The sequence below is a fragment of the Streptomyces thermocarboxydus genome (assembly GCF_024760485.1).
Classification (GTDB): Bacteria; Actinomycetota; Actinomycetes; order Streptomycetales; family Streptomycetaceae; genus Streptomyces; species Streptomyces cellulosae.
In genome coordinates this window covers 4430335-4455221 of sequence record NZ_CP058273.1, presented here as the reverse complement: position 1 = coordinate 4455221, position 24887 = coordinate 4430335, and the positions used below count along the sequence as shown (strand labels likewise).

Sequence of the window (24887 nt, the reverse complement as noted above, 5' to 3'; positions counted from 1 at the left end):
GGTCACAGCTCGCCCATGCGGCGGATCACGGGGGCCACGCGCTGCACGCCGTGGCGGTAGGCGCCGCGCGCGGTGCGGCGCACGATCCGCCGGACCGGGCCGGGCTCCCGGTCCGCGGCGGGCGCGCCGGGCAGCGGCCTCCCGTCGGGGGCGAGGTGGTGGCGGGCGAGGACGCCGGGCAGATAGCCGGGCGCGGTGACGGGCGTGTAGTACGGAGTGAGCGGCGGGAGTCCGCCGGGCTCGTCGAGCAGTTCGGCGATGCGGGCGCGGGCCGTGTCGAAGGCCGTCGCGAACGTGCCGTCCGCGGCGACGCCCTGCCGGGCCAGCCACGTCTCGTCGGGCTCCGGGCGGTGTCCGGCGTCGAGCTGGTCCCAGGAGGCGAGGCAGCCGGAGCCCACGAAGTGGTGGTTGCCGAGCGCCTCACGGATGCCGAGGTCGGTGAGGACCGCGGTGGGGACGCCCCGGTGCAGGGCCTCCAGGGCGGCCGTCGAGCTGACGGTCACGAGGAGGTCGGTGCGGTCCAGGACCTCGCCCATGTGCCCGTGGACCAGGCGCAGGTTGGCGGGAAGGCCGAGGCCGCGGGCCAGCCTCTGGTAGGGCAACTCCTCGATGTGCGTGGTGTGTTCGCCGGGCCGGGAGCGCAGCTTCAGCAGCACCTCGCGCTCCGGGTGGCGGCGGGCGTGCTCCACCAGCCGGTTCAGCAGGTACGTGCGGTCGGCGCGGGTGTCCGGCACGGACGGCTGCGCGGCGAACACCACCGTGTACGGCGTGTGGCCGCCGGTGTGGGGCGCTCCCCCGAGGAACGGCAGCGCGACCTCGGTGACCGCGCCCGCGTCGGCTCCGACACCCTCGTACACGGCGCGGAAACGCTCCGCGTCCTGGCGGGAATTGGCCAGCACCAGGTCGGCTCCGTGGCGCAGCAGCAGGCCGTCGGTGAGCTTCTCGTAGACGACGCCGACGTAGCCGGTGACGACGACGGGCCGGCGGGGCCGGTCCTCCCAGACGCGCCGCAGCCCGTGCAGCATCGCCTGCACCCCGCCGCCGACCAGTGCGAGCACGAGGACGTCGCAGGCCTCCTCGTCCATGGCGCGCAGGAACTCGGCCGCGGTGACCTCCCGCAGGGAGTCCGCGCGGACCCCGACCTCGCCGAGCTGACGGGCGGTGGGCGTGGCGCGGCCCCGCAGCAGATATCCGTCGAGGCGGATGTCGCGCGGCGCGACGCGTTTCGCGGTGAGCGTGCCCCATTTCCAGCGGGTGTCGGAATCCGCGAGGACCGCCACCCTGAGGGGCTTCGTTGCACTTGCTGGCACGTCGTGGACGCTAGAAAGCGAATTCCGCGAACGGCCCAACCGCGCCTCAACGAAAAGTTAACAACACCCCACCGAGACCCGAACCGGCCTGGGAAAAGACCCGAGGTAGAAGCGGTCCACCGGACCGACACATCGAGTTCACCGTCCGTACGGCCGACGGAAAGAGAGCACGACGGACGCTTCTCTAATGTTTTCCGGGTGCCGAAGCTTTCCGTGATCGTGCCCTTCCGAGACGTCCGGCGATACGCCCCGGACGCGCTGAGAAGTCTGCGCGCGAATGCCCGCCCGGATTTCGAGTTCGTGTTGGTCGACGACGGTTCGCGGGACGACACCCCGGATCTCGTGGAGCGGACCGCCGAGAAGTTGTCCCGCGTCGCGCGGGTGCGGTTCCTCCGCCGGGAGCGCCCCGGCGGGATCGCTGCCGCGCGCAACGCCGGGCTGGACGCGGCGGAGGGCGAGTACCTGACCTTCCTGGACGGCGACGACTGGTACGCGCCCGGGTATCTGCCCCAGCTGGTGGCGGCGGCGGAGGGGCTGAGCTGCGACTTCCTGCGCACGGACCACGTCCGGGTGACCGGACGCGCCCGGACCGTGCGCCGTGTGCCGGTGGGCCTGCGGGACGAAGTACTGGACCCGCGCGAGGTGATCCTGCCCGCCGACCGGACGACCGCCGTGGACTATCCGCAGGCGTGGGCGGGTGTCTACCACCGGCGGCTGCTGGAGCGGGGGCTGCTGCACTTCCCGGACGGGCTGCGCACGGCGGAGGACCGGCCGTGGATCTGGCGGCTGCACCGGCAGGCGGGGTCGTTCGCCGTGGTGGGCCTGCTGGGCGTGTTCTACCGGAAGGGTGTCGCCTCCTCCCTCACCCGCGTCGGGGACGAACGGCAGCTGGACTTCGTTCCGGCCTTCGACCGGGTGGTGGCGGAGACGGCGGCGGACCGGGACGCGGACCGGCTGCTGCCCAAGGCGGTGCGGACGTACTGCGCGGTGATCGACCGTCATCTGGCCGAGCGGGACAAGTTCGCGCCGGCGGTGGCCGCACGGCTGCGGGCGGTGTGCGGGGACGCGCTGCGAAGGCTGCCCCGGGACGTGCTGGACGAGGTGCTGGACTCGATGGACGCGGCGCGGGCGGCGCGGCTGCGCCGGCTGCGGAGAGCGCCGCTGCGTGCGGGGAAGGGGGCGGCGTGAACTCCGCGCGCACGCGGATCTACTGCGCGACGAGTCCCTCGGCGGTCGTGCTGATGGCCGCCGCGGTCGAGGCGGGGCTGGTGCCCGGTACGGGGCGGCGGATGCTGTTGGTGTGCGACGACGCACCGGTCCCGGAGGCCGCCCCGCCGTGGGACGAGGTGCCGGGGTTCGCGCGGCTGCGGGCCCGCTTCGACGCGGTGCTCTCCTGGAACGAGGCGATACGGCCCTTCCACCCGGCGGCCTGGACACCCCGCGCGGAGGACGTACCGCTCCTCGAACGGCACCTCCGGCGGCTGTGGCGGCTCGGGGACGACCGGGTGGAGCTGGTCCTCGGCGCACCCGACACCCCGCCCGCGCAGGCTCTGGCCCGCGTGTTCACGGGCGCGCCCCTGCATGTGTGCGCGGGCGGGCCGGCGGACTACGGACCCACGCGGGGGAAGCTGGACCCGCTGATCGGCACGCGCGTACGGCAGGTGATGCACCTCGACCTGATACCAGGTCTGTCGCCGTTGCTGCTGCGTGAGTTCGGGGCGCCGGCGCGGGTGATCCCGGTGGGCGCCTTCCGTGCGGTGACGGGTGAGATCGCCTCGGCTGTGACGGGGATTTTGGAGGGGGCGGCGCTGGTCGTCGGGGAGCGCTGTTCGACGGAGGCGCCGCACGCGGAGATGGTGCGGACGGCGGCCGGACGCGGCCACCACCGCGTGGTGTTCGCGCCCCACCCCGCCTCCCCGTCTCGGCACGCCGCCGAGCTGCGGGCGGAGGCGGAGCGCCTGGGCGTGGACCTCACGGTCCTGGACACGCCCGTCCCGGTGGAGGCGCTGTACGAGGCGTCCCGCCCGGCGCTGGTCGTGGGCCGCTCGTCGGCCGCCCTGTTCACGGCGTCCGCCCTGTACGGCCTCCCGGTCGCCCGGGTCGGCGCGGAGCGGCTGCTGAACGGGCTGACGCCGTATCACCATCCGCAGCGCGTCGCCCTGGTGCTGGCGGAGGCGGTGCGAGACGCGGCCGCGGCTGATGACTTGCCCGGTCTGCTGAGCGCCCTCGCGTTCACCATGCGGCCGCAAGTGCACCCCTCGCTGCGCGCCGACGCCCAGCGGTATCTCATGGCGGGGGCGTGGGACCGGCGGTGGTTCCCGCGCGGGCGGCTCACCGCGCTGGGGCTGCCCGGGGGTGTGCCGCGGCAGCTCGCGTCCCTGCCGCGGAGCCGGGTCGCCCGGCGGGCGGCACGGTTGGTGCGGCGGGCCGTGAGGGGCTGATGACGCCTGGCGGGCAGCCGGGTGCGACGGACGCTCCGGCCACCGGTCGGCCGTTGGCCGAGGGCTGTTCACCTCATGTCCATCCGGGCGCCACCGGTCCACCGCCCTGCCGGGGCACATTCGCTGTCCGGGGCCGTGTACGCCCGGCCGCGCCAGGCCCCGTCCCCCGTCCCCCGTCCCCCGTCGTCCGTCCCCCGGTCCCCGTCGCCGTCGCCCGTCGCCCGTCCCCCGGTCCCCGTCGCCCGTTGCCCGTTGCCCGTCACCAGAGAAAGAGGTCCAGGTGCCCAAGCTGTCCGTCGTCGTCCCGATGCACAACGTGGAGGCGTTCGCGGAGAGCACCCTGCGCAGTCTCGCCGCCAACACGCACCCGGACGTCGAGTTCCTGATCGTCGACGACTGCTCCACGGACGCCACGCCCTGGGTGATCGACCGGTGGGCGGAGAAACTGCCGGGCGCGCGGGTGATCCGGCACGACGCCAACCAGGGGATCGCCCAGGCGCGGAACTCCGGCATCGACGCGGCGGACGGCGAGTATGTGGCGTTCCTCGACGGCGACGACTGGTACGGGCCCGGTCATCTCGCCGCGCTGGTCCGGGCGATGGACGAGCTGGGCTGCGACTTCGCCCGCACCGACCACGTCCAGGTCACCGGGACGGAGCGGGTGATCAAACGGCCCCCGGCACCCGTGCGGAACGCGGTGATGGACCCGCGCGACGGGATCACGCCCGCCGACACGGAGACCATGGTCGACTACCCGTTCGTCTGGGCGGGCGTCTACCGCCGGCATCTCTTCGCCGACGGCGGGATGCGCTTCGTCACCGAACTGCGCACGGCCGAGGACCGGTTGTGGGTCTGGCGGCTGCACCTCACGGCGCGCAGCTACGCCTCACTCGGCCTGCACGGGGTGTTCTACCGGCGGGGCGTCGCCACGTCCCTCACCCAGATCAAGGACTCCCGCCAGCTCGACTTCATCCCGGCGTACGACCTGCTGCTGCGGGACGTCCAGGACGACCCGGAGTGCGACCGCTTCCTGCCGAAGGCGGTCCGCACCTACTGCGCCATGATCGCCTTCCATCTCGGCAAGGCGGACGCGTACGAGCCGTCGGCGGCCCGGCGGCTGCGGCAGGAGGCGCGCGCGGCGCTGCTGCGGATGCCGCAGGACGCGCTGGAGGAGACCCTGGCCACCCTCGACAGCACCCGGAGCAGGCTGCTCGGCCGCCTGCGCGACGGGCGGAAGGCTGCCTGACCCATGCACCGCACGACCCAGATCTTCCAGGTCTCGACCCTCTACGGCGCCGCCACCCTGGCCGCGGCGCTGGACGCGGGCCTGTTCGGACCGGGCGGGGCGGCCCGCCGGATCCTGCTCGTCTCGCACAACGCGGCCGTGCCGGAGACCGCGCTGCGGCTGGACGAGATGCACGGTTACGGGCCGCTCGCCGCCCGCTTCGACGAGGTGGTCAGCTGGAACGAGGCGATCAGCCCGTACCACCCGAGCGCCTGGGGACCGCGCGGCTCCGACACGGTGCTGTGGCAGCGGGCGCTGCGGCTGCTGTGGGACATCGGCGAGGACGAACGGGTCGACCTGGCGGTCGAGTCCATCCAGGCGAACCCGGCCCGCGCGCTGGTCGCGATCTTCTCCGAGGCGTCCGTCGACGTGTACGCGGACGGGCTGATGAGTTACGGCCCGACCAGGGAGAAGCTGCCCCTGACCCTCGGCCGGCGCGTCCGGCGGCTGCTGCACCTTGATCTCCTTCCCGGTCTACGGCCCTTGCTGCTGTCCGAGTACGGCGTGGAGCCGGTGGTCGTGCCGGACAGGGCGTTCCGCGCGGTGCTGGACGAGGTCGCCCGGGACGCGGCGGACGATCCGCTCCTGGCGCCGGTGCGGGAGGAGCGGCCGACGGCCGTGCTGCTCGGGCAGTACCTGGCGGCGATCAACATCCTGAGCGCGGACGAGGAGGAGGACCTGCACGTCCGCATGCTCGCCGGGGCGGTGCGCGCCGGGCACCGCTCGCTCGTCTTCAAGCCCCATCCGACCGCCCCCGCCGGCTATGCGGCGGCCCTGCACAAGGCGGCGGCCGACGCGGGCGTACGGCTCACCGTGCAGGACGCGCCGCTGCTCGCGGAGACGCTGTACGAGCACGCCCGCCCGGAGCTGGTCGTCGGCTGCTTCTCCACGGCCATGGTGACCGCGTCCGCGTACTACGGCGTGCCCGTGGCGCGGGTGGGGACGGCGCTGGTGCTGGACCGGCTGCGGCCCTACCAGAACAGCAACCGCATCCCGCTGGCGCTGGTCGACCATCTGGTGCCGGACCTGGAACGGGACGAGACACCGGCGGTGCTGGGGGCTGCGCCGGCGTCGCTGGGGGCGTTGGTGCGGGCGATGGGGTTCTGCATGCAGCCGCGGACGTATCCCGCGCTGCGGGGGGAGGCGGAGGAGTGGCTGCGGGGGCATCTCGCGGGCAGCCCCGCCGGGTACTTTCCGGCCTTGCGGCTGGCCGAGTTGGGGTTGCCGGGCAGCAGCGCGGCGACCCGGGCGCGGGTGCGGGCTGCGCGGGCCAGGCGGAAGGTGGGAAGGGTGGTGCGGCGGGGCGGGGGGCGGTAGGCACGACGTCGGCCGCGGGCCGGTGGGGGCTTCTCGCGCGGTTCCCCGCGCCCCTGCAAGGGGTCGGCCGGCAGCCCACCCAGGGGCGCGGGGAACTGCGCGAACGGAGAGGTCAGACGCGTATCCCTCTCAGCCGGCCCGCAGCCCCTGGGCGGGCAGTGGACCGACCCCCTCAGGGGCGCGGGGAACTGCGCGAACGGCCGGGCCCGACGCGTCGCCCCCTCAGCGGGCCCGGGCCCCGCTCACCTCACCCCGTACCGCGTCTCGATCCCCGTGATGATCAGGGCGAGGCCCTCCTCGAAGTGGGCGTCGTAGTCGCCGAAGAAGGCGCGTCCCGCCTCCGCGGCCAGCGGGTGGTCGGCCATCAGGCGGGCGCGGGCCTCGACGTCGAAGCCCTCCCGCCGCTCGCCCGGCATCGGCTCGACGCCCTGCTCCTCGGCGACGAAGCCGAGCGTGTAGAGGAACGTCGTCTGGAGCGCACGGGCCGCCTGGAGGAGCGTGAGGCCGGCGGACGTGAGCAGCCGCAGGTTGTCCTCCTGCTGCTCGGCGTGCTCCAGGCCGGTGAAGCGCGTGCCGCTGAAGACCTTCGCGCCGTCACGGTAGGCGAGCAGCGTCCGCCGCAGCACCCGGTTGCTCCTGAGCAGCCGCTCCTGCCAGGTGTCCTCGGGGTCGAGTTCGACCCCGTCGGTCATCCGGCGGAACATCTCCGTCGCCATCTCGTCCAGCAGCGCCTGCTTGTCCTTGAAGTGCCAGTACAGGGCGGGCGCCTTGACGTCGAGTTCCCTGGCGATGGCGCGCAGGGTCAGCCCGTCGAGGCCGACCTCGTTCAGCAGCTTCAGCGCCGTGTCGGCGACCCGTCGGCGATCCAGCGGCGTGCGTCGTTCCGTGCTCACGCTTGACAACTTAACACCGTTAGGGGGACGCTCGGACCACGGGCCACTTAACGCTGTTAAGGAGACGGATCATGAGCGACACCCATGTCCTGATCGTGGGCGCGGGGCCGACCGGCCTCACCCTCGGCATCGAACTCGCCCGGCGCGGGGTCCCGGCGCTGGTCGTGGAGCGGGAGGAGGGACTGTTCCCCGGATCACGCGGCAAGGGCCTCCAGCCGCGCACCATGGAGGTCTTCGACGACCTCGGCGTGCTGGACGCCGTCCGCGCGGGCGGCGGCCGCTACCCGGTCGGCATGCTCTGGCGGAACGGCAGGCAGCTGGGCGAGCACCATCTGATGGACCCGGTGGAGCCCACCGAGGAGGCGCCGTACGAGGGCCTGATGATCCCGCAGTGGCGCACCCAGCGGATCCTGCGGGACCGGCTGGAGGAGCTGGGCGGCAAGATCGCCTACGGCCGCGAGCTCGCGGACGTCACGCAGGACGAGGACGGCGTGACCGCCCACTTCGCCGCCGGGCCGCCGCTGCGCGCCCGGTACCTCGTCGCCGCCGACGGCGGGCGGTCGGCGGTGCGCCGGGCGGTCGGCACCGGCATGACCGGCGAGGCGGTCGATCCGCTGCCGATGCTGGTGGCGGACGTACGGATCGAGGGTCTGGACCGGGACTGGTGGCACATGTTCCCGCCCAGCGAGGGCCGGGACGAGTTCGTCACCCTCTGCCCGCTCGCCGGCACGGACGACTTCCAGCTGGTCGCCCGGTTCACCGAGGGCACCCGGGTGGACCTCTCCCCCGACGCCGTACGCCAGGTCGTGGCCGCGCGTACGCACCTCGCCGCCGAGGACGTCACCGAGGTCCTGTGGGCCTCCGACTTCCGGCCGCGCGCCGCGCTCGCCGACCGCTTCCGGGCCGGCCGGGTGTTCCTCGCGGGCGACGCCGCGCACGTGCACTCCCCGGCCGGCGGCCAGGGCCTCAACACCTCCGTGCAGGACGCCTACAACCTGGGCTGGAAGCTGGCCGCGGTGCTGTCCGACGGCGCGGACGCGTCCCTCCTCGACAGCTACGAGGAGGAGCGGCGGGCGGTCGCCGCGGACATGCTCGGCCTGTCCACCCGCATCCACCGCGGTGAGGCGAAGCGCGGCGGGGCCACCCTGCAACTGGACCTCGGCTACCGGGACTCCACGCTCAGCGCGGAGACCCGTGCCGAGCCGGGAGGGGTGCGGGCGGGCGACCGCGCCCCGGACGGCCGCGTGGACGGCACCCGCCTCTTCGACGCCTTCCGCGGGCCGCACTGGACCCTGCTGGCGCTGGGCACGGACGCCCCCGAACCGCCCACGGGCGTGCGGCTGGTGACCGGCCCGTCCCACCGGACGTACGGCACGGGCCTGTTCCTGGTCCGCCCGGACGGCTACGTGGGCTGGACCGGGGACACCCCGGACGGGCTCGGCGCCTACCTGGCCCGCTTCGGGACGCGCTGACGGCGCGTCCGGGTGCACCGCGTCCGGGGTCCGGCCGTGGGGCGGAGGAGCGGGCCGACGCCCTCGGGACTCGGTTCGCACGCGGCCGGGAGCACTGGCGTGGGGAGGGCGCACCCCCGGAATGAACCGCCGGACAGGCCCTACGCGCTCGCCGTCGACAGCTTCGCCGCGAAGCCCAGGAACAGGGCGCCCGCCGCCGAGGTGGCGCCCGCCGACAGCCGGCGACGACGGCGGAACGCGGCGGCGAGCCGGGTGCCGCCGAAGATCAGCGCGCTGAGGTAGAGCACGCTGGCGATCTGGGCCAGCGCGCCCAGCACCACGAAGGACAGCGCCGGATAGGCGTAGGCGGGGTCGACGAACTGCACGAAGAAGGCGATGAAGAACAGGATCGCCTTCGGGTTCAGCAGGCTGACCACCAGCGCCCGGCGGAACGGACGCTCACCGGGCGCGGCGGCCGGGGCGGTCTCCTCCGCGCTCTCCTCCCCGCGCCCGCGCCACATGCCCCACGCGGCGCGCAGCATCCCGACGGCCAGCCAGGCCAGATAGCCGGCGCCGGCGTACTTCACGATGCCGAACAACACGGCGTTCGCCTGGAGCAGGGAGGCGACCCCGGCGGCCGACAGCGTCATCAGGACGGCGTCCCCGCACCAGACGCCGGCGGCGGCCGTGTAGCCGGAGCGCACCCCGCGACGGGCGGCGACGGAGAGGACGTACAGCGAGTTGGGGCCGGGCAGCAGGATGATCAGCACCAGGCCCGCGAGGTAGGTGGGAAGGTCGACGACACCGAACATGGCAAGGAGTGTCGCACGCCGTGCGACACTCCTTGTACCCGTCTCGACCTGCGAGAACGACCGCAGGCGAAGCCTAGAAGGCGTCGCTCGGGACGTACGTGCCCCACACCTCGCGCAGGGCGTTGCAGACCTCGCCGACCGTGGCGCGGGCCTTGAGGGCGTCCTTCATCGGGTAGAGGACGTTGTCCTCGCCCTCGGCGGCCTTCTTCAGCGCGGCCAGCGCGGTGTCGACCGCCTGCTGGTCACGCTCGGCGCGCAGCTTGGCGAGGCGTTCGGCCTGCTGGGCCTCGATGGCCGGGTCGACGCGGAGCGGCTCGTAGGGCTCCTCCTCGTCGAGCTGGAAGCGGTTGACGCCGACCACGACCCGCTCGCCGGAGTCGGTCTCCTGGGCGATGCGGTAGGCGGAGCGCTCGATCTCGTTCTTCTGGAAGCCGCGCTCGATGGCGTTGACCGCGCCGCCGAGGTCCTCGACCTTCTCCATCAGCTCCAGCGCGGCGGCCTCCACGTCGTCGGTCATCTTCTCGATGACGTAGGAGCCGGCGAACGGGTCGACCGTGGCGGTCACATCGGTCTCGTAGGCGAGGACCTGCTGGGTACGGAGGGCGAGGCGGGCGGACTTGTCCGTCGGCAGGGCGATCGCCTCGTCGAAGGAGTTGGTGTGCAGCGACTGCGTGCCGCCCAGCACCGCCGCGAGGCCCTGCACGGCGACGCGGACCAGGTTCACCTCGGGCTGCTGGGCCGTCAGCTGCACCCCGGCCGTCTGCGTGTGGAAGCGCAGCATGAGCGACTTGGGGTTCTTCGCGCCGAACTCCTCCTTCATCACCCGCGCCCAGATCCTGCGGGCCGCACGGAACTTGGCGACCTCCTCCAGGATCGTCGTACGGGCCACGAAGAAGAACGACAGGCGCGGGGCGAAGTCGTCGACGTCCATGCCGGCCGCGACGGCCGTGCGGACGTACTCGATGCCGTCGGCGAGGGTGAACGCGATCTCCTGCGCCGGGGAGGCGCCCGCCTCGGCCATGTGGTAGCCGGAGATCGAGATCGTGTTCCACTTCGGGATCTCGGCCTTGCAGTACTTGAAGATGTCGGCGATCAGCCGCAGCGACGGCTTCGGCGGGAAGATGTACGTGCCGCGGGCGATGTACTCCTTCAGCACGTCGTTCTGGATCGTGCCCGTCAGCTTGTCCGCGCTGACGCCCTGCTCCTCCGCGACGAGTTGGTACAGGAGCAGCAGCAGCGCGGCCGGGGCGTTGATCGTCATCGACGTGGACACCTTGTCCAGCGGGATCCCGCCGAACAGCACCCGCATGTCGTCGATCGAGTCGATCGCCACGCCCACCTTGCCGACCTCGCCGTGCGCGATCGGCGCGTCGGAGTCGTGGCCCATCTGCGTCGGCAGGTCGAACGCGACCGACAGACCCATCGTGCCGTTGGCGATCAGTTGCTTGTAGCGGGCGTTGGACTCCGTCGCCGTGCCGAAACCGGCGTACTGGCGCATCGTCCAGGGGCGGCCCGTGTACATCGTCGGGTACACGCCCCGCGTGAAGGGGTACGAACCGGGCTCACCCAGCTTCTCGGCCGGGTCCCAGCCCTCGAGAGCCTCCGGCCCGTAGACCGGTTCGATGGGCAGTCCGGACTCCGACTCGCGCGCCATGATGTGCATGCCTCCCGCTGAGCAGCGTTGCTCGATCCGATCGCCGGTCACCCGTCAGTTACTCACCAGTACAGGCCGACCCTTCGACGGACTGTAGCGGTGCGCGTGCGGCCCGGTGGAGGGGCACACGCTGGGACCTTCCTCACAGCCTCCGTGGGACCCCGCTCACAAGGCCTTTCCCCGGCGGCCGTCGCGTCCGGTCACTCCCCACCATGCCTCCTTGTTCCGCTCCGGTCACGTCCGGGGTAGAACCTGGGGTGACGGCCGGGCAGGTCCGGTGCGGCGGGACGACGGGGGGCTGCGGTGCGCGGGAGCGGCATGGGGAGGAAGGGCATAGGCGTCCTGGCGGTGCTGGGCGCGATGGCCGTGGGTGCGGCGGGGTGCACGGTGCAGCCGGCCGGGACGGACGGCAAGGGCGCGCCGCCGGTACGGATCGACGTGCCGTCGGGGACGCCGGACGCGTCACGGGAGCCGGCGTCGCCGAGCCGGACACCGGAGGCGCCCGCGAAGCCGTCGGTCACCCCTTCGAGTCGTCCGACGCCCGCGCGTGTGCTGTGGTCGCCGGGCGACAAGGGGCGGGACGTCCGTGAACTCCAGGCGCGGCTGCGGCAGATCGCCTGGATCTTCCACGGCCCCACCGGCACCTACGACGACCTGACCACGGAGGCGGTCCGCGGCTTCCAGGGCAAGCGCGGTCTGCCGAAGACGGGCGTGACGGACACGGTGACCTGGCAGCGGCTGCTCGCGATGACGCGGGAGCCGGGCCGCTGGGAGCTGTATCTGATGGGCGGCCAGGAGGCCGACGCGCCCGACCCGCGCTGCATGACCGGCCGGGTGATGTGCATCAGCAAGTCCAGCCGCACCCTGCGCTGGATGATCGACGGCCGGACGGTGTCGACGATGCCGGTCCGCTTCGGCTCCGAGTACACGCCGACCCGCGAGGGCGTCTTCCGCGTCTACTGGAAGTCCCGGCACCACGTCTCCACGCTGTACGACTCGCCGATGCCGTACGCGATGTTCTTCAGCGGCGGCCAGGCGGTGCACTACTCGGCCGACTTCGCCGCCCGGGGCTACGCGGGCGCCTCGCACGGCTGCGTGAACGTACGCGACGAGGACGCGATCGCGCGGCTGTACGAGCAGGTGGAGAACGGCGACAAGGTCGTCGTGCACTGGTGAGACCGGGAGAGACCCGAGGAGAAGGGGCGCGGGCGGGACCGGGGGAACGTGTCCCGCCCGCGCCATGTGCACGAGCCACGGGTACGGGGGGAACCCCGGCTCAGTGCTACGGCCGATGACCAGTCGGCTCACTCAGTACTGCGTCACAAGGGCCGGAAGTGTCACACCGGTCGGTACGTGAATGTGGAAGCGGTGAGTTTTCGCAGGTCAGCGGGTGTCCGGGCGCCTGGGGGTGTCCGGGCCCGTCCGCCTAGTCCTGCTTGCCGTTCCCGTTGCCCTTGCCGCTTCCGTTCCCGTCGTCCTTGGTCTTGTCCTTGCCCTTGCCGTTGCCCTTGGACGGGCTGTCGTCGGCGTCGGAGCCGCTGTGGCCGCGGCCGGAGCCTTTTCCGTTGCCCTTGCCGTTGCCGTTGTTCCCCTTGTCCTCACCGCTGTCGTCGGTGTCGGGGGCGCCGGTGCCCTGGTCGGGGAGGGTGTTCTGCTGCTCGCCCTCGTCGCCGTCGAGGCGCGTCTCGGCGTCCGGCACGCCACTTCCGTCGCCCTTGTCGCCCTTGTCGCCCTTGTCGTTCTTGCCGCGCTTGTCGGTCTTGCCGTCCTTGACGCCGGAGTCTTCCTCGGCGGTGACGCCACGGCAGTAGGCGGCGACGCGGGAGGCGCCGCCGGCCGCCTCGTGCAGGGCGCGGCGGCGTTCGCCGTTCACCGGACGACCCTGGTGCCAGGAGCGGCAGGCGGACACGACGAGCTTCCAGCGTGCGCCGTGGGCGGTCTTGCCGTCGCCGTTCACCGAGCCCTCGGGGGTGCGGTCGGGGTCCTCGCCGCCGTCGCGGCCTCCGTCGACGGAGTCGCCCTGGCGTCCGTCGCCCGGGGTGGCGCCCTGCGCGGGCGGGGAGATCAGCGGGCGCTGGGGCTGCGTGGCCGTGGTGGCGCCCGCGGGACCGGAGCGGGAGTCGTCGAACGGCGTGCGCAGCAGCCCGGTGCCGGCGAGCACGGCGGTGCCGCCGACCATGCCGACGACCAGCGCGGCCGCCAGCACGAGCCGGGCGGGACGCGGTCCTCGGGCTCCGCCGGGCGTTCCGGTACGGCCGGTGCGCGGAGCGGCGAGACGGATCAGGCCGACGTCGGGGTCCCCGGGGCCGGTGCCGTGACCGGTGTGCGGGGCCGAGTCGGCCTGCCCTGTCCGTGCGTCCCTGGACTTGCGGAAGGCGGCCAGCGCGGCCGCCTCCCCGGGAAGTTCGTCCTCGGCCGTGGGCGGGGGCGCGGAGAGCGCGCGGAGCACTCCGGCGAGCTGTTCGGCCTGGTCACCGGCGGGTGGACCGGCAGCCTGGAGCGGCTCACCGTTCAGCAGGCGCTCCGCCGCCTCCGCGTCCAGCCACCTGTACCGCTCATCGGCCATCACAAATCCTTCTGCGTCCGCGCTCGCAACTGCGTCACACTCGCGGACGTCACCGTACGACGGCGTGGTTCTCTTTGGGGCGGAAGGGCGTCGAGCACTCCTGCGGATTCCGGATGTCCGTCCGGATCGTCGCCGAGGAGTTCGGCGAGCCGGCGCAGGCCGCGGTGGGCGGCCGTCCGTACGGCGCCGGGGCGCTTGCCCAGGGTCTGTGCGGCCGTCTTGGCGTCGAGGCCGACGACCACGCGCAGGACGACGGCCTCGGCCTGGTCCTGCGGGAGCCGGGAGATCAGGCTGAAGGCGCCGTCGGTGGCGAGCGCCTCGATCGCCTCGCCCGCGGTGTCCGACTCGGCGGGCCGCCCGGTCAGCTCGGTCTCGTCGCCGCCTATCGCCGGGCGGCGGCCGCGCATGCGGATGTGGTCGAGCGCGCGGTTGCGGGCGATACGGGCGGCCCAGCCGCGGAAGCGGTCCGCGTCGCCGGAGAACCGCTCCAGGTCACGGGCTATCTGGAGCCAGGCCTCGGACGTGACGTCCTCGGCGTCGGGCTCGCCGACCAGCGTCCGGACGTACCCGAGCAGCCGCGGGTGCACGGCGCGGTACACGGTCCGGAACGCGGTCTCGTCCCCGTCCTGTGCCGCGCGCACCGCGGCGGTCAGCTCCGCGTCGTCCCCCAGCACGCGTGCGCCCTTCTGCGCCTAAGCCGGCGCCGCTCTCGCGGACCGGGTTGCTCGCCGTCGTCATTGCTCAATCGGTCGTTGCGGACTCTAGGCCGCACTTGGAGGTTGAGGTCGTTTGTCTCCCGCGGCCTGGCGCGAAAGGCACGTTACGACCTGAAACCGTTCGCCGTCCATGACCGTACAAGACGCAACTAACCCGTGACACGGGACGTGTGACAGAAAACGCATGCACGGCGCTGTAGAAGATACGGGTCGCGCGCGGCCCGTACCGCGCGACGGCCGGGGCCTCTCCTGTGGGGGGTGGCGGCCCCGGCCGTCTCCGCGAAGGCGGCAGCCCGCGAGCCCGGGTGCGGGTGATCCGTGGCTGATCGCGCAGTTCCCCGCGCCCCTGAAGCACCCGCCGCCGCGGCACCCCGCCGACGCCGGGTGCCGGCAGTCCGTGACTGATCGCGCAGTTCCCCGCACCCCTTTAAGGGGCTCATCCGCCACTGCGGGCAGTCGTGCCTCCCCCAGTGCCTCAAGGGCCTGGGAGACACCCCCAGGGCGATGGGGGTACCTCCCGATCGAGCGAAGCCGAGAGTGGGGGAGGGTGGGCGCAGCGGCAACCCGCAGACGCCGGGCTCCGGAACACCCCCCGTCCAGGTGACCCACGTCACCCCTCAGGGCTTCCGCCCAACCCCCACACCCTCCCTGACCACGTCAGAAGCACCGGTGCCGACCGATTCACCCTCCACCGGAGGCACGCTCACCGGCGCCGACGCGGAAGCCGAGGGCGCCACACCCCCGCCGAGCCCGTCGCAGTACGCCTCGACCCGCCCCGCACCCCCCGCCGCCGCGACGAGCCGCTCCCAGACCGGCGCCTCCAGGACCCGACCCCGCCCGGCGACCCGTTCGTACGCCCGGCAATGCGCCTCGACGGACTTACCGGGCTCCGCCCGCCCCGAGCCGCGCCGCTCCCCGTCCTTCTCCGCCGTGACGGACGCCGAAGGCGACGCCTCCGGAGTCTCAGCCGCACCGGTGTCACCGGACACGTCCGGAACGACCGGAGCAGCAGGGGCCGAACCGGCGGACGGCGTCCGGCTCGGCCGCGGTTCCTCGGACCGCTCCCCGCCCGGCACCCCCGCCCCCGCCACCTGGATCCCGGCCCAGGCCACCCCGCTCAGCGCACAGCCCGCCACCAGCGCCCCCAGCGTCACCCGCAGGGACCGCCCGCCGAACCGCCGTCGAGAGACCCGCCAGTCGTCCTGGCGGCGGGTGCGCGCGCCATGCGCCCCCGACTCCCGGGCGGCCACGAACGCGGCGACGGCCCGCTGCTCGGCCCCGGTGTCCACGGCGTCGGACACCAGGGCGTGGACGAGCAGCGCCTCCAGCCGGGCCGTGTCACCGGCCGGCCCCTCGACGGGGACGGGCGCGGCACGGCCGGCGCCGGCCGCCACGCCCACAGGACGGCCGGAACGCCCCGGGTGCACACGCCGGCGGCCGGCCCGCCCGCCGTCGCTCTGCCGTTCACCCATGTCCGATTCCGTCCCTGCACTCGTGTCGGCCTGTCCGGCCTGTCCGGTTCCGCCCGTGGCCCTACGGCCCCGCATCCGGGGCCCGGTGACCGCCGCAGCCCCTCCCACCAGGAGGGAGCCCGGTCCGGCCCCGACAAACGGATACGTTCATTCCGCCCGGCCCGTTCAGCCGCCGGGGCGGCCGCGGAGGCCGTGCCGTCCGGCGTGACCGCCGTCCCGGCCCACGGTCACGTCGACTCACCCAGCGTCCTGGGCGCCTCTTCCGTCACACCGTCGGCCGCGAGCTGCTTCGCCAGACGCCGCAGACCCCGGTGCGCGGCCGTCCGTACGGCGCCCGGCCGCTTGCCGAGCACACGGGCCGCGGCGGGCCCGTCGAGGCCCACGACGACCCGCAGCAGCACCGCCTCCGCCTGGTCCCGGGGCAGCCCGCCCAGCAGGGCGAGGGCCTGCTCGGTGGACAGGGCCTCCATCGCCTGGTCGTGCGTGCTGTGCGGGGCGGGCAGCTCCAGCACGTCCTGCTCCAGCGCGGACACGCGGGGGCGTACGCGCCGGCGGCGCAGGTGGTCCAGGGCGCGGTGCCGGGCGATGGTGGCCGTCCAGCCGCGGAACCCGGCGCCGTCGCCCTTGAACCGTCCGAGGTCACGGGCGATCTCCAGCCAGGCGTCCGACGTCACGTCCTCGGCGTCGGCGCCGACCAGTCCCCGGACGTACGCGAGGAGTCCGGGCTGCACCAGCCGGTAGGCCACGGCGAACGCGGCCTCGTCGCCCTGCTGGGCACGCGCGACGGCGTCACCCAGCTCCCCGTCGGACGCCTGCGTGCGACGGGATTCCCCTCCGTGACCCAAGAACCGTCCTCGTCCGTACCGAGCGCGATGCGCCTCGCATGACGTGTGCACGTCTTTCCGTGCCACACCCCCAGCGACCTCAGCGTGCGCGGCGCCCAAAGTGTCACAGGTCAACGCGGGTCCCAGTCGCCCCATGCCTCCCGAGCACCCCGGCGGCACACCTCCCCCGGACGCACCGGCGGCCCGCCCCGGGCGGCACTCAGTCCCGCCGCGCCCCCGCCGTCGCGTCCCGGCACATGAGGCGGAGCGAGCCGTCGGCGGTGTAGCAGCGGCGGGCCTCCTCGATGGGGTCCCAGAGACGGCCGTCGGGGGTGCGGACCCAGTGGTCGCCGCCGGAGGCCCACCACTCGCCGCCCGCCTGACGCACGATCACCTCGCCCGCGTAGGCCCCGAAGCCGCGCAGCACCAGCTCCACGGCGGCGTACGGGGCCGACTCGCGGCGGATGTCCTCGATCATCCGGTCGACGCTCCACAGACTGCGCGCCGAGTAGTCGAGGCGCATCCGTGCGCCCTCACGCATCGCCGCCACCGCGTCCGCCGCCCAGCGGACCGGCTTCGTCGCCGCCGAGGGCCTGGTCTCCTGCTGTGTCGTCACAGTCGTCGCAGTCGTCACACTCTGGAGAGCGCTGCGGCGAAGCGTTTCGTCACCCCGATCCGGCGGCTTTCCACAACGGGTGCACGACCGCCCCAGGATGCTCACAGGGCCGTCGCCGCATGTCCTCGACCCGGACCTCCGACAGGGTGTCAGGCATCCCGGCGGCTGCGGCGCGAGACCGCCGCGCGCAGCACCCGGCGTCCCTCCGTGGACACCTCCAGCGCGCTGCGCAGCCCGGCCGCCCCGTGGGCGGCGACGAGTTCGAGGACGGCCGTCTGCCGCCGCAGTTCCGCGGCGAGCAGCGGCGACAGCCCGTCGGCGCATCCCTCCCGGCGGGCGGCGTCCAGATCCACGTCGCCCGCGCCGTCCAGCAGCAGATGGATCCGCAGCGCGCCGTCCGAGCAGCCGTCGGCCCACTGCCGCAGCGCCGACCCGGACCGGTCCAGGGGCGCGGTCGCGAGCATGCCCCGTGCCAGCTCCGCCGCCTCGCCGGCGCAGCCGCCGGCCGCCTCGCCCGCCGCCGCGTCCAGCTTCTCGCGCGTCTGCCGGAGCACCTCGCCCCAGTCGCCGTCGTCGGGTCCCTCGGCGAGGGTGCCCCACAGCGGCCGCAGCGCCTCGTCGTCACCGCCCAGCAGCGGCACGCACCGATCCAAACAAGCCACCCCGCTGGCGGCCAGTCCGCGCTCGTCGGCCTGTGCGATCAGTTCCTCCAGGCTCATCCACGCCTCCCTCCCGCGGGTCCGCAGGCCCCCTGATGAGGCCGTGACGGGCCTCGTCGCTCACGGAGCCCGCATTTCCCCTTACTGCGTGCGACAAGCCGGGAGTGTCACTCGGGCACCACGCGCAACACGTCGAGCAGCCGGAAGAAGCCGTTTTCGGCCAACGGCCCGGGGTCGGCGGTCAGCACCTCCAGCACGTCCTCGACGGCGACCTCGCGCCCGGCCTCCTCGGCCCAGAAGACGGCCCGCTCGGCGGCGTCGGCGGGCTCCAGGAAGTAGTCGTCGACGGTGAGTCCCTCCTGGCGGCCGTCGAGGTACCCGGCCATCGCGTCCCGGCCGAGGCAGGCGGTCCACACCCCGCTCTCGGGGGACGCGGCCTCCACGGCCACGCACTCGCCGTTCATCACGTACCCGAACAGCGCGGGCGCGCCCGTCTCCTCCGCCAGGGCGTTCATGCTGCCCAGCTCGCCCTCACGGCCCGGCAGCTCCCACACCTGCCAGCCGTCCGGGGCCTCGGTGCGCAGGGTCAGCTCCCCGCCCGCGCCGGCCAGCGCGTCCAGTCCGGCCAGCGGCCGCCCGGCGCGGCCCACGACGACATAACCCCAGTAGCCCATGTGCCGGTGTTCCCCCCGCATGTCGGTTCCCGGCCCGGCGCGCCGAGCCGTCGGCTCGCCCAGAACATCACCACAGCCGTACGGGGGTTCGCAGGCGTTCGCGGCAATCCGTCAGCCGAGCCGGTCCGCCAGGGCGCGGAACTCTGCCCAGGACAGCGCTGGTTCGCGCGCGTCCCACAGCTTCTGGGCGAGGGCCCGCAGCGGCATCCGGATACCCGCCGCGACCTGCTCCTGCGTCTGGGAGCGGGGCAGGTCGCCCCAGATGGCGAAGGAGCCGCCGAGGATCTGCCGGTCGTACTTCGCGGGGACGGGGGTGGTGCCGCGCAGCACCCGCGGGGTCCACTGCTCGTAGATGCGCTCGCCGGTCGGATAGACGAAGGTCAGCGGCTCGCCGAGGACGTAGTAGAGGAACTCGTCGTTGTAGTTGATGACCTCGCGGCCCTCGGCCAGGTACTCGGCGGGCTTGCGGGCGCCGATCTCCTTGCCGGTCCAGTAGGCGACCCGGATGTCCTCGTCGGCCTGGACGGATCCGCCGGGGAAGAAGCCGTCGTTCCAGGCGCGGGGGACGCGGTCGTGGGCGCGGACGGTGGCGGCGCGGTCGTTGAGCCAGCCGGTGGTGAGGTCCTCGACGGTGGCGCCGGGGCCGTACTTGTCGCGGGCCGCGGAGGCGAGGCCGGGGAAGGTCGCCTCGGGGTCGGAGACGACGAGGGCCTGGTACTCGTCGCCGCCGAGGTGCCACTGGTCGCCGGGGAAGAGCCCGGCGTACTCGTCGAGCAGGTCGTCGACGATCTGGGCGGACTTCGGGTTCGCGATGTCGACGGCGCCGCGCACCGCCTCGCCGTTGGTCTTCCGCAGCTGGAGGTCGGGGTGGGCGTCGATGACGGCGCCGAGGTGTCCGGGCGAGTCGATCTCGGGGACGACGGTGATGTGCCGGCTCTCCGCGAGGTCGACGATCTTCTGGACCTGCGCCTTGGTCAGATGGTCCTTCGACACGATCTCCGGGTGCGAGTCGGACTCGATGCGGAAGCCCTGGTCGTCCGAGAAGTGCAGACCGATCTCGTTGTACTTCAGGTCGCCCAGCTCGCGTATGCGGTCCTCTATCCAGCCGGCGCCGTAGTGCTTGCGCGCGATGTCCAGCATCATGCCGCGCCGCGGCTTGGCGGGCTCGTCGCGCACCACGCCCTCGGGGGCGGCGCCGGTGCCGGACATCTCCTGCTTGAGGGTGCGGGTGCCGTAGAAGACGCCCGCCTCCCCGGGCCCGCTGACGGTGACCCGCCCGCCGCGCACGGTCAGGGTGTACGACTCCGGGTTCGCGCCCCCGTCCCGGTTCAGCTCCAGCCGTACGTCACCGGGCCGCTCGTCGTCCTTCTCCCCCGCGTACCTCAGACCCAGCTCCTGGGCGGTGAGCTTGCCCTCGTCCTCGAGCGCCGGGTCGGACACGACCACCCGGTGGTCGGAGGCGGGCCGCCAGCCGGGGCCGCGCTCGGCGGTGTGCTCGCGCACGGCGGGTATGGTCCGCGGCGCCTCGGACAGCGGGTAGCTGCGGGTGGGGCTCGGCGTCGGCGACGGCGAGGAGGGGGCGGCCGCCGGGCCGCCGTCGTCCCCCGAGGCCCACAGGCCGAGGCCCACCCCGGACCCCACCACCACCGCCCCCACGGCCACGGCGACGGCGGTGACCCTCCGCCGCCTCGCCGTCGCCTCCGCGCCGGGACCGCGCCTGCGCTGACCGTGCTGCCTGTGCCGACTCACCCTGCCAACGTACGACCCGTTCGGGTGAGAGGCGTCCACAAGGCGTTCCCAAACTCTGCCGTCCGGGTGAAATGGGGGTACCGATCGGACACGTCTCGGACTCACTCGATAACGTGACGTCACAACTCTCACAGCATCTGCCACACCACTCACGCGACGCCCACGAGGACCCACGCTGTCTGCGCACCGACTCCCAGACCTCCCCGGCCGAGTCGCCATACCCGAACAGTCCCGCGGCGCGCCCGGAACCCCGCCCCCGCTGGAGTGGTTCAACGCCGCTCCCGGGCCCGACGCCGAGCGCGCCCTGCTGTCCTGCCTGCACAGCCCCCGCTGGGCCCGCCTGCTGGCCGGCCACCGCCCCTACCCCGACCCGGCGTCCCTGCTGGCCGCGGCGGACGAGGCGGTGTACGACCTGCCCCCGGAGGAGATCGCCGAGGCCCTGGCCTCCGAGCCCCTCCCCGCGCTCCCCGAGGACACCTACTCGGCCGCCCACACCGCCCTGAACGCCGCGCACGCGGCCTACGAGGCCAAGTTCGGCCACGTCTTCGTCCTCTGCCTCGACGGCGTCCCCGAGGACGAGATCCTCGACCGCGTCCTGGAGAACATCCGGTCACGATTGGCGAACGATCCGGAGGAAGAGCACACGGTCACGAGAGACCAACTCCGCCTCCTGGCCAGGGAACGCCTGAACAACGCCCTCAGGGACGGGGGACTGTGACGAAGTGCGGCTCCGCCGCGTGGGCGCGGTCGACCCCACCTCGCCGCACCCGGCAAATGACCGCAAACCACCCATTCCGGTAGCCGCGTCCCAACCCGGCCCCCCCTTTTCGGGTGCAAGTTTGATCACACCGGCAGGCCCCCCGTAAGCGCCGCAGGCAACCGTCGCTACCATGCTGGGGGCCGGTGGACCGTACCCGGCCGGGCCCGACCGACAAGGAAAGCCGGCGCGGCCCCAATCCCCGCTCCCGGAGGAAATTTCCGTGCCGGCTGGAACGCTGTACCGCGGCCGGGAAGGAATGTGGTCCTGGGTGGCTCACCGAGTCACCGGCGTCCTCATCTTCTTCTTCCTGTTCGTTCACGTGCTGGACACCGCTCTCGTGCGGGTGTCCCCGGAGGCCTACGACGACGTCGTGGCCACGTACAAGACGCCGATCGTCGCGCTGCTGGAGTACGGCCTCGTCGCCGCCATCCTCTTCCACGCGCTCAACGGCCTGCGTGTCATCGCCGTCGACTTCTGGATCAAGGGCGCCCGGTACCAGAAGCAGATGCTCTGGACCGTCGTCGCCGTGTGGATCGTGCTGATGCTCGGGGCGATCTACCCCGTCCTCGGCCACGCCGCTCGTGAACTGTTCGGGAGCTGACGCAGATGTCCACGACTGAAACCTCCGCCTCGGGCGTCGGCCCCGTCGAAGGCGCCTCGCCGTACTCCGTCGACAACCCGGCGCCGGTCATCGAACCGCCGCGCAAGCGGACCAAGAAGACCCCGAAGAGCACCCGCGGCAACTTCGAGATGGCCGCGTGGCTGTTCATGCGCCTGTCCGGTGTCGTCCTGGTGGTGCTGGTCATCGGCCACCTGCTGATCCAGCTGGTGCTGGACGGCGGCGTCTCCAAGATCGGCTTCGCCTTCGTGGCGGGCCGCTGGGCGAGCCCCTTCTGGCAGGTCTGGGACCTGGCGATGCTGTGGCTGGCGATGCTGCACGGCGCCAACGGCCTGCGCACGGTCATCAACGACTACGCCGAGCGGCCGAACACCCGCCTGTGGCTCAAGGGCCTGCTCTACACGGCCACGGTGTTCACCATCCTGCTGGGCACGCTGGTGATCTTCACCTTCGACCCGAACATCCGCTAGGCACGGGGCTGCGAGAATCATGAAGATCCACAAGTACGACACCGTCATCGTCGGCGCCGGTGGCGCCGGTATGCGGGCCGCCATCGAGGCGACCAAGCGCAGCCGCACCGCCGTGCTGACCAAGCTCTACCCCACCCGCTCCCACACGGGCGCCGCGCAGGGCGGCATGGCCGCCGCGCTCGCCAACGTGGAGGAGGACAACTGGGAGTGGCACACCTTCGACACGGTCAAGGGCGGTGACTACCTGGTCGACCAGGACGCCGCCGAGATCCTGGCGAAGGAGGCCATCGACTCCGTCCTCGACCTGGAGAAGATGGGCCTGCCGTTCAACCGCACGCCGAACGGCACCATCGACCAGCGCCGCTTCGGCGGCCACTCCCGCAACCACGGCGAGGCCCCGGTCCGCCGGTCCTGCTACGCCGCGGACCGCACCGGCCACATGATCCTCCAGACGCTGTACCAGAACTGCGTCAAGGAGGGCGTGGAGTTCTTCAACGAGTTCTACGTCCTGGACCAGCTGATCACCGAGGTCGACGGCGTCCGGAAGTCGGCCGGCGTCGTGGCGTACGAGCTGGCCACCGGCGAGATCCACATCTTCCAGGCGAAGTCCGTGATCTACGCGTCCGGCGGCACCGGCAAGTTCTTCAAGGTGACGTCCAACGCGCACACCCTGACCGGTGACGGCCAGGCCGCCGTGTACCGGCGCGGGCTGCCGCTGGAGGACATGGAGTTCTTCCAGTTCCACCCGACCGGCATCTGGCGCATGGGCATCCTGCTCACAGAGGGCGCCCGCGGTGAGGGCGGCATCCTGCGCAACAAGGACGGCGAGCGCTTCATGGAGAAGTACGCGCCCGTCATGAAGGACCTCGCCTCCCGCGACGTCGTCTCCCGCTCCATCTACACGGAGATCCGCGAGGGCCGCGGCTGCGGTCCCGAGGGCGACCACGTCTACCTGGACCTCACGCACCTCCCGCCGGAGCAGCTGGACGCCAAGCTGCCCGACATCACGGAGTTCGCGCGGACCTACCTCGGCATCGAGCCCTACACGGACCCGATCCCGATCCAGCCCACCGCGCACTACGCGATGGGCGGCATCCCGACCAACGTCCAGGGCGAGGTGCTGGCGGACAACACCACGGTCGTCCCCGGCCTGTACGCGGCCGGCGAGGTGGCCTGCGTGTCCGTGCACGGCGCCAACCGGCTGGGCACCAACTCGCTGCTGGACATCAACGTGTTCGGCAAGCGGGCCGGCATCGCGGCCGCGGAGTACGCGCAGAGCGCGGACTTCGTCGAGCTGCCGGAGGACCCGGAGTCCTTCGTCGTCGGGCAGATCGAGCGGCTGCGGTCCTCCACCGGCAACGAGCGGGTGGCCGAGCTGCGCCGCGAGCTGCAGGAGACCATGGACGCCAACGTCATGGTGTTCCGCACCGAGCAGACGATCAAGACGGCGGTCGAGAAGATCGCCGAGCTGCGCGAGCGCTACAAGAACGTCGCCATCCAGGACAAGGGCAAGCGGTTCAACACCGACCTGCTGGAGGCCGTCGAGCTGGGCAACCTGCTGGACCTGGCCGAGGTCATGGCCGTGTCCGCGCTGGCCCGCAAGGAGTCCCGCGGCGGTCACTACCGCGAGGACTACCCGAACCGCGACGACGTCAACTTCATGCGCCACACGATGGCGTACCGCGAGGTCGGCGCCGACGGCACCGAGACCGTCCGTCTGGACTACAAGCCGGTCGTCCAGACCCGCTACCAGCCGATGGAGCGTAAGTACTGATGGCTACCCCTGTTCTGGACAAGGCGGACGCGGCCGGCTCCCCCGAGCCCGGCTTCGCCGACTCCCCCTACATCACCGTCACCCTGCGGATCCGCCGGTTCAACCCGGAGGTCTCCGCGGACGCGACCTGGGAAGACTTCCAGCTGGAGATCGACCCCAAGGAGCGCGTCCTCGACGCGCTGCACAAGATCAAGTGGGACCTGGACGGCACCCTGACCTTCCGCCGTTCCTGCGCCCACGGCATCTGCGGCTCCGACGCCATGCGGATCAACGGCAAGAACCGCCTGGCGTGCAAGACGCTGATCAAGGACATCAACCCCGAGAAGCCGATCACGGTCGAGGCCATCAAGGGCCTGACGGTCCTGAAGGACCTGGTCGTGGACATGGAGCCGTTCTTCCAGGCGTACCGGGACGTGATGCCCTTCCTGATCACGAAGGACACCAACGAGCCGACGCGTGAGCGGCTGCAGTCCGCCGAGGACCGCGAGCGCTTCGACGACACGACCAAGTGCATCCTGTGCGCCGCGTGCACCTCGTCGTGCCCGGTGTTCTGGAACGACGGCCAGTACTTCGGCCCGGCCGCGATCGTCAACGCGCACCGCTTCATCTTCGACTCGCGTGACGAGGCCGGCGAGCAGCGCCTGGAGATCCTCAACGACAAGGACGGCGTGTGGCGTTGCCGCACCACGTTCAACTGCACGGACGCCTGCCCGCGCGGTATCGAGGTCACGAAGGCGATCGCCGAGGTGAAGCGCGCGCTCATCACGCGCCGCTACTGAGGCACCCCGCGCAAGGTCCTGAGGGCCCCGTCTCCCGCCCCCGGAG

23 protein-coding genes are annotated in these 24887 nt (G+C 72.8%); 11 read left to right on the top strand and 12 right to left on the bottom strand.

Translation table 11 applies throughout. The features are described 5' to 3' along the window. Positions 1–2: 2 nt before the first annotated feature. Positions 3–1310 (bottom strand): DUF6716 putative glycosyltransferase, encoded by a 1308-nt coding sequence (locus AY578_RS20645; RefSeq protein ID WP_136239158.1) that lies wholly within the window; start codon positions 1308–1310, stop codon positions 3–5. A 198-nt stretch (positions 1311–1508) separates the two neighbouring features. On the opposite strand from AY578_RS20645, the gene AY578_RS20640 reads away from it, so the two are divergent. The 4 genes from AY578_RS20640 (at position 1509) to AY578_RS20625 (ending at position 6353) form a co-directional block, all read left to right on the top strand. Further along, positions 1509–2498: a glycosyltransferase family 2 protein gene (locus AY578_RS20640; RefSeq protein ID WP_258903728.1), complete on the top strand. Its 990-nt coding sequence runs from the start codon at positions 1509–1511 to the stop codon at positions 2496–2498. Continuing rightward, positions 2495–3751, top strand: a complete 1257-nt coding sequence (locus tag AY578_RS20635; RefSeq protein WP_019527818.1) for a polysialyltransferase family glycosyltransferase — start codon at positions 2495–2497, stop codon at positions 3749–3751. Before AY578_RS20640 ends, AY578_RS20635 begins: the two co-directional genes overlap by 4 nt. 280 nt (positions 3752–4031) lie before the next feature. After that, positions 4032–4997, top strand: a complete 966-nt coding sequence (locus AY578_RS20630) for a glycosyltransferase family 2 protein (protein ID WP_019527819.1) — start codon at positions 4032–4034, stop codon at positions 4995–4997. Positions 4998–5000: 3 nt separating this feature from the next. Next, complete coding sequence (locus tag AY578_RS20625; RefSeq protein ID WP_258903725.1) at positions 5001–6353, top strand: polysialyltransferase family glycosyltransferase; 1353 nt, start codon at positions 5001–5003, stop codon at positions 6351–6353. A 242-nt stretch (positions 6354–6595) separates the two neighbouring features. Here the strand turns inward: AY578_RS20625 and AY578_RS20620 are convergent, their stop codons facing one another. Beyond that, positions 6596–7246, bottom strand: a complete 651-nt coding sequence (locus AY578_RS20620) for a TetR/AcrR family transcriptional regulator C-terminal domain-containing protein (RefSeq protein WP_019527821.1) — start codon at positions 7244–7246, stop codon at positions 6596–6598. Positions 7247–7317: 71 nt separating this feature from the next. Between AY578_RS20620 and AY578_RS20615 the strand changes: the two genes are divergently transcribed. Further along, a complete protein-coding gene (locus AY578_RS20615) occupies positions 7318–8718 on the top strand; it encodes an FAD-dependent oxidoreductase (protein WP_161231175.1) in 1401 nt (466 codons plus the stop codon). A gap of 140 nt (positions 8719–8858) precedes the next feature. Here AY578_RS20615 and leuE read toward each other — a convergent pair whose 3' ends face one another. Further along, positions 8859–9509 (bottom strand): leucine efflux protein LeuE, encoded by a 651-nt coding sequence (gene leuE / locus AY578_RS20610; protein WP_028960175.1) that lies wholly within the window; start codon positions 9507–9509, stop codon positions 8859–8861. 73 nt (positions 9510–9582) lie between these two features. Further along, on the bottom strand, positions 9583–11163 hold the full coding sequence (locus AY578_RS20605; protein WP_026244275.1) for an acyl-CoA mutase large subunit family protein: 1581 nt from the start codon (positions 11161–11163) through the stop codon (positions 9583–9585). 318 nt (positions 11164–11481) lie between these two features. Here AY578_RS20605 and AY578_RS20600 point away from each other — a divergent pair, with 318 nt between their 5' ends. Next, positions 11482–12339, top strand: a complete 858-nt coding sequence (locus AY578_RS20600) for a L,D-transpeptidase family protein (RefSeq protein WP_051101742.1) — start codon at positions 11482–11484, stop codon at positions 12337–12339. Positions 12340–12589: 250 nt separating this feature from the next. Here AY578_RS20600 and AY578_RS20595 read toward each other — a convergent pair whose 3' ends face one another. The 8 genes from AY578_RS20595 to AY578_RS20560 form a co-directional block, all read right to left on the bottom strand. After that, entirely contained in the window at positions 12590–13729 is a 1140-nt protein-coding gene (locus AY578_RS20595; RefSeq protein WP_028960177.1) for a hypothetical protein, read from the bottom strand. Then, the gene (locus AY578_RS20590) at positions 13729–14403 is read right to left on the bottom strand and encodes an RNA polymerase sigma factor (protein WP_019527827.1); all 675 of its coding nucleotides are present in this window, start codon (positions 14401–14403) and stop codon (positions 13729–13731) included. Before AY578_RS20590 ends, AY578_RS20595 begins: the two co-directional genes overlap by 1 nt. Positions 14404–15062: 659 nt before the next feature. Continuing rightward, positions 15063–15917: a hypothetical protein gene (locus tag AY578_RS20585; RefSeq protein ID WP_019527828.1), complete on the bottom strand. Its 855-nt coding sequence runs from the start codon at positions 15915–15917 to the stop codon at positions 15063–15065. Positions 15918–16144: 227 nt separating this feature from the next. Then, positions 16145–16762, bottom strand: a complete 618-nt coding sequence (locus tag AY578_RS20580) for an RNA polymerase sigma factor (protein WP_028960178.1) — start codon at positions 16760–16762, stop codon at positions 16145–16147. A gap of 199 nt (positions 16763–16961) precedes the next feature. Then, positions 16962–17357 carry a hypothetical protein gene (locus AY578_RS20575; RefSeq protein WP_019527830.1) on the bottom strand — a complete coding sequence of 132 codons (396 nt, stop codon included), beginning with the start codon at positions 17355–17357 and terminating at the stop codon, positions 16962–16964. A 149-nt stretch (positions 17358–17506) separates the two neighbouring features. After that, complete coding sequence (locus AY578_RS20570) at positions 17507–18076, bottom strand: hypothetical protein (protein WP_136239151.1); 570 nt, start codon at positions 18074–18076, stop codon at positions 17507–17509. Between the two features lie 107 nt (positions 18077–18183). Next, positions 18184–18690 carry a hypothetical protein gene (locus AY578_RS20565; protein WP_019527832.1) on the bottom strand — a complete coding sequence of 169 codons (507 nt, stop codon included), beginning with the start codon at positions 18688–18690 and terminating at the stop codon, positions 18184–18186. 111 nt (positions 18691–18801) lie between these two features. Further along, complete coding sequence (locus AY578_RS20560; RefSeq protein WP_136239174.1) at positions 18802–20352, bottom strand: beta-N-acetylhexosaminidase; 1551 nt, start codon at positions 20350–20352, stop codon at positions 18802–18804. A 262-nt stretch (positions 20353–20614) separates the two neighbouring features. Between AY578_RS20560 and AY578_RS20555 the strand changes: the two genes are divergently transcribed. From AY578_RS20555 to AY578_RS20535, 5 genes are all read left to right on the top strand, one after another. Beyond that, positions 20615–21157, top strand: coding sequence for a 2-oxo-4-hydroxy-4-carboxy-5-ureidoimidazoline decarboxylase (locus AY578_RS20555; RefSeq protein ID WP_202414523.1), 543 nt, complete (start codon positions 20615–20617; stop codon positions 21155–21157). A gap of 262 nt (positions 21158–21419) precedes the next feature. Next, on the top strand, positions 21420–21800 hold the full coding sequence (sdhC, locus tag AY578_RS20550) for a succinate dehydrogenase, cytochrome b556 subunit (protein ID WP_026244279.1): 381 nt from the start codon (positions 21420–21422) through the stop codon (positions 21798–21800). 5 nt (positions 21801–21805) lie between these two features. Then, complete coding sequence (locus AY578_RS20545; RefSeq protein WP_019527836.1) at positions 21806–22288, top strand: succinate dehydrogenase hydrophobic membrane anchor subunit; 483 nt, start codon at positions 21806–21808, stop codon at positions 22286–22288. A gap of 19 nt (positions 22289–22307) precedes the next feature. Beyond that, the gene (gene sdhA / locus AY578_RS20540; RefSeq protein ID WP_019527837.1) at positions 22308–24062 is read left to right on the top strand and encodes a succinate dehydrogenase flavoprotein subunit; all 1755 of its coding nucleotides are present in this window, start codon (positions 22308–22310) and stop codon (positions 24060–24062) included. Further along, the gene (locus AY578_RS20535; RefSeq protein WP_019527838.1) at positions 24062–24841 is read left to right on the top strand and encodes a succinate dehydrogenase iron-sulfur subunit; all 780 of its coding nucleotides are present in this window, start codon (positions 24062–24064) and stop codon (positions 24839–24841) included. The genes sdhA and AY578_RS20535 overlap by 1 nt, the downstream gene beginning before the upstream one ends. Positions 24842–24887 lie beyond the last annotated feature (46 nt).

What these genes read in the sequence shown, in the direction of transcription:
- AY578_RS20625 (WP_258903725.1), top strand. Translation starts at nt 5,001, where the DNA reads ATGCACCGCACGACCCAGATCTTCCAGGTCTCGACCCTCTACGGCGCC.
- AY578_RS20615 (WP_161231175.1), top strand. Translation starts at nt 7,318, where the DNA reads ATGAGCGACACCCATGTCCTGATCGTGGGCGCGGGGCCGACCGGCCTC.
- leuE (WP_028960175.1), bottom strand. Translation starts at nt 9,509, where the DNA reads ATGTTCGGTGTCGTCGACCTTCCCACCTACCTCGCGGGCCTGGTGCTG.
- AY578_RS20605 (WP_026244275.1), bottom strand. Translation starts at nt 11,163, where the DNA reads ATGGCGCGCGAGTCGGAGTCCGGACTGCCCATCGAACCGGTCTACGGG.
- AY578_RS20600 (WP_051101742.1), top strand. Translation starts at nt 11,482, where the DNA reads ATGGGGAGGAAGGGCATAGGCGTCCTGGCGGTGCTGGGCGCGATGGCC.
- AY578_RS20595 (WP_028960177.1), bottom strand. Translation starts at nt 13,729, where the DNA reads ATGGCCGATGAGCGGTACAGGTGGCTGGACGCGGAGGCGGCGGAGCGC.
- AY578_RS20585 (WP_019527828.1), bottom strand. Translation starts at nt 15,917, where the DNA reads ATGGGTGAACGGCAGAGCGACGGCGGGCGGGCCGGCCGCCGGCGTGTG.
- AY578_RS20570 (WP_136239151.1), bottom strand. Translation starts at nt 18,076, where the DNA reads ATGAGCCTGGAGGAACTGATCGCACAGGCCGACGAGCGCGGACTGGCC.
- AY578_RS20565 (WP_019527832.1), bottom strand. Translation starts at nt 18,690, where the DNA reads ATGGGCTACTGGGGTTATGTCGTCGTGGGCCGCGCCGGGCGGCCGCTG.
- AY578_RS20545 (WP_019527836.1), top strand. Translation starts at nt 21,806, where the DNA reads ATGTCCACGACTGAAACCTCCGCCTCGGGCGTCGGCCCCGTCGAAGGC.
- sdhA (WP_019527837.1), top strand. Translation starts at nt 22,308, where the DNA reads ATGAAGATCCACAAGTACGACACCGTCATCGTCGGCGCCGGTGGCGCC.
- AY578_RS20535 (WP_019527838.1), top strand. Translation starts at nt 24,062, where the DNA reads ATGGCTACCCCTGTTCTGGACAAGGCGGACGCGGCCGGCTCCCCCGAG.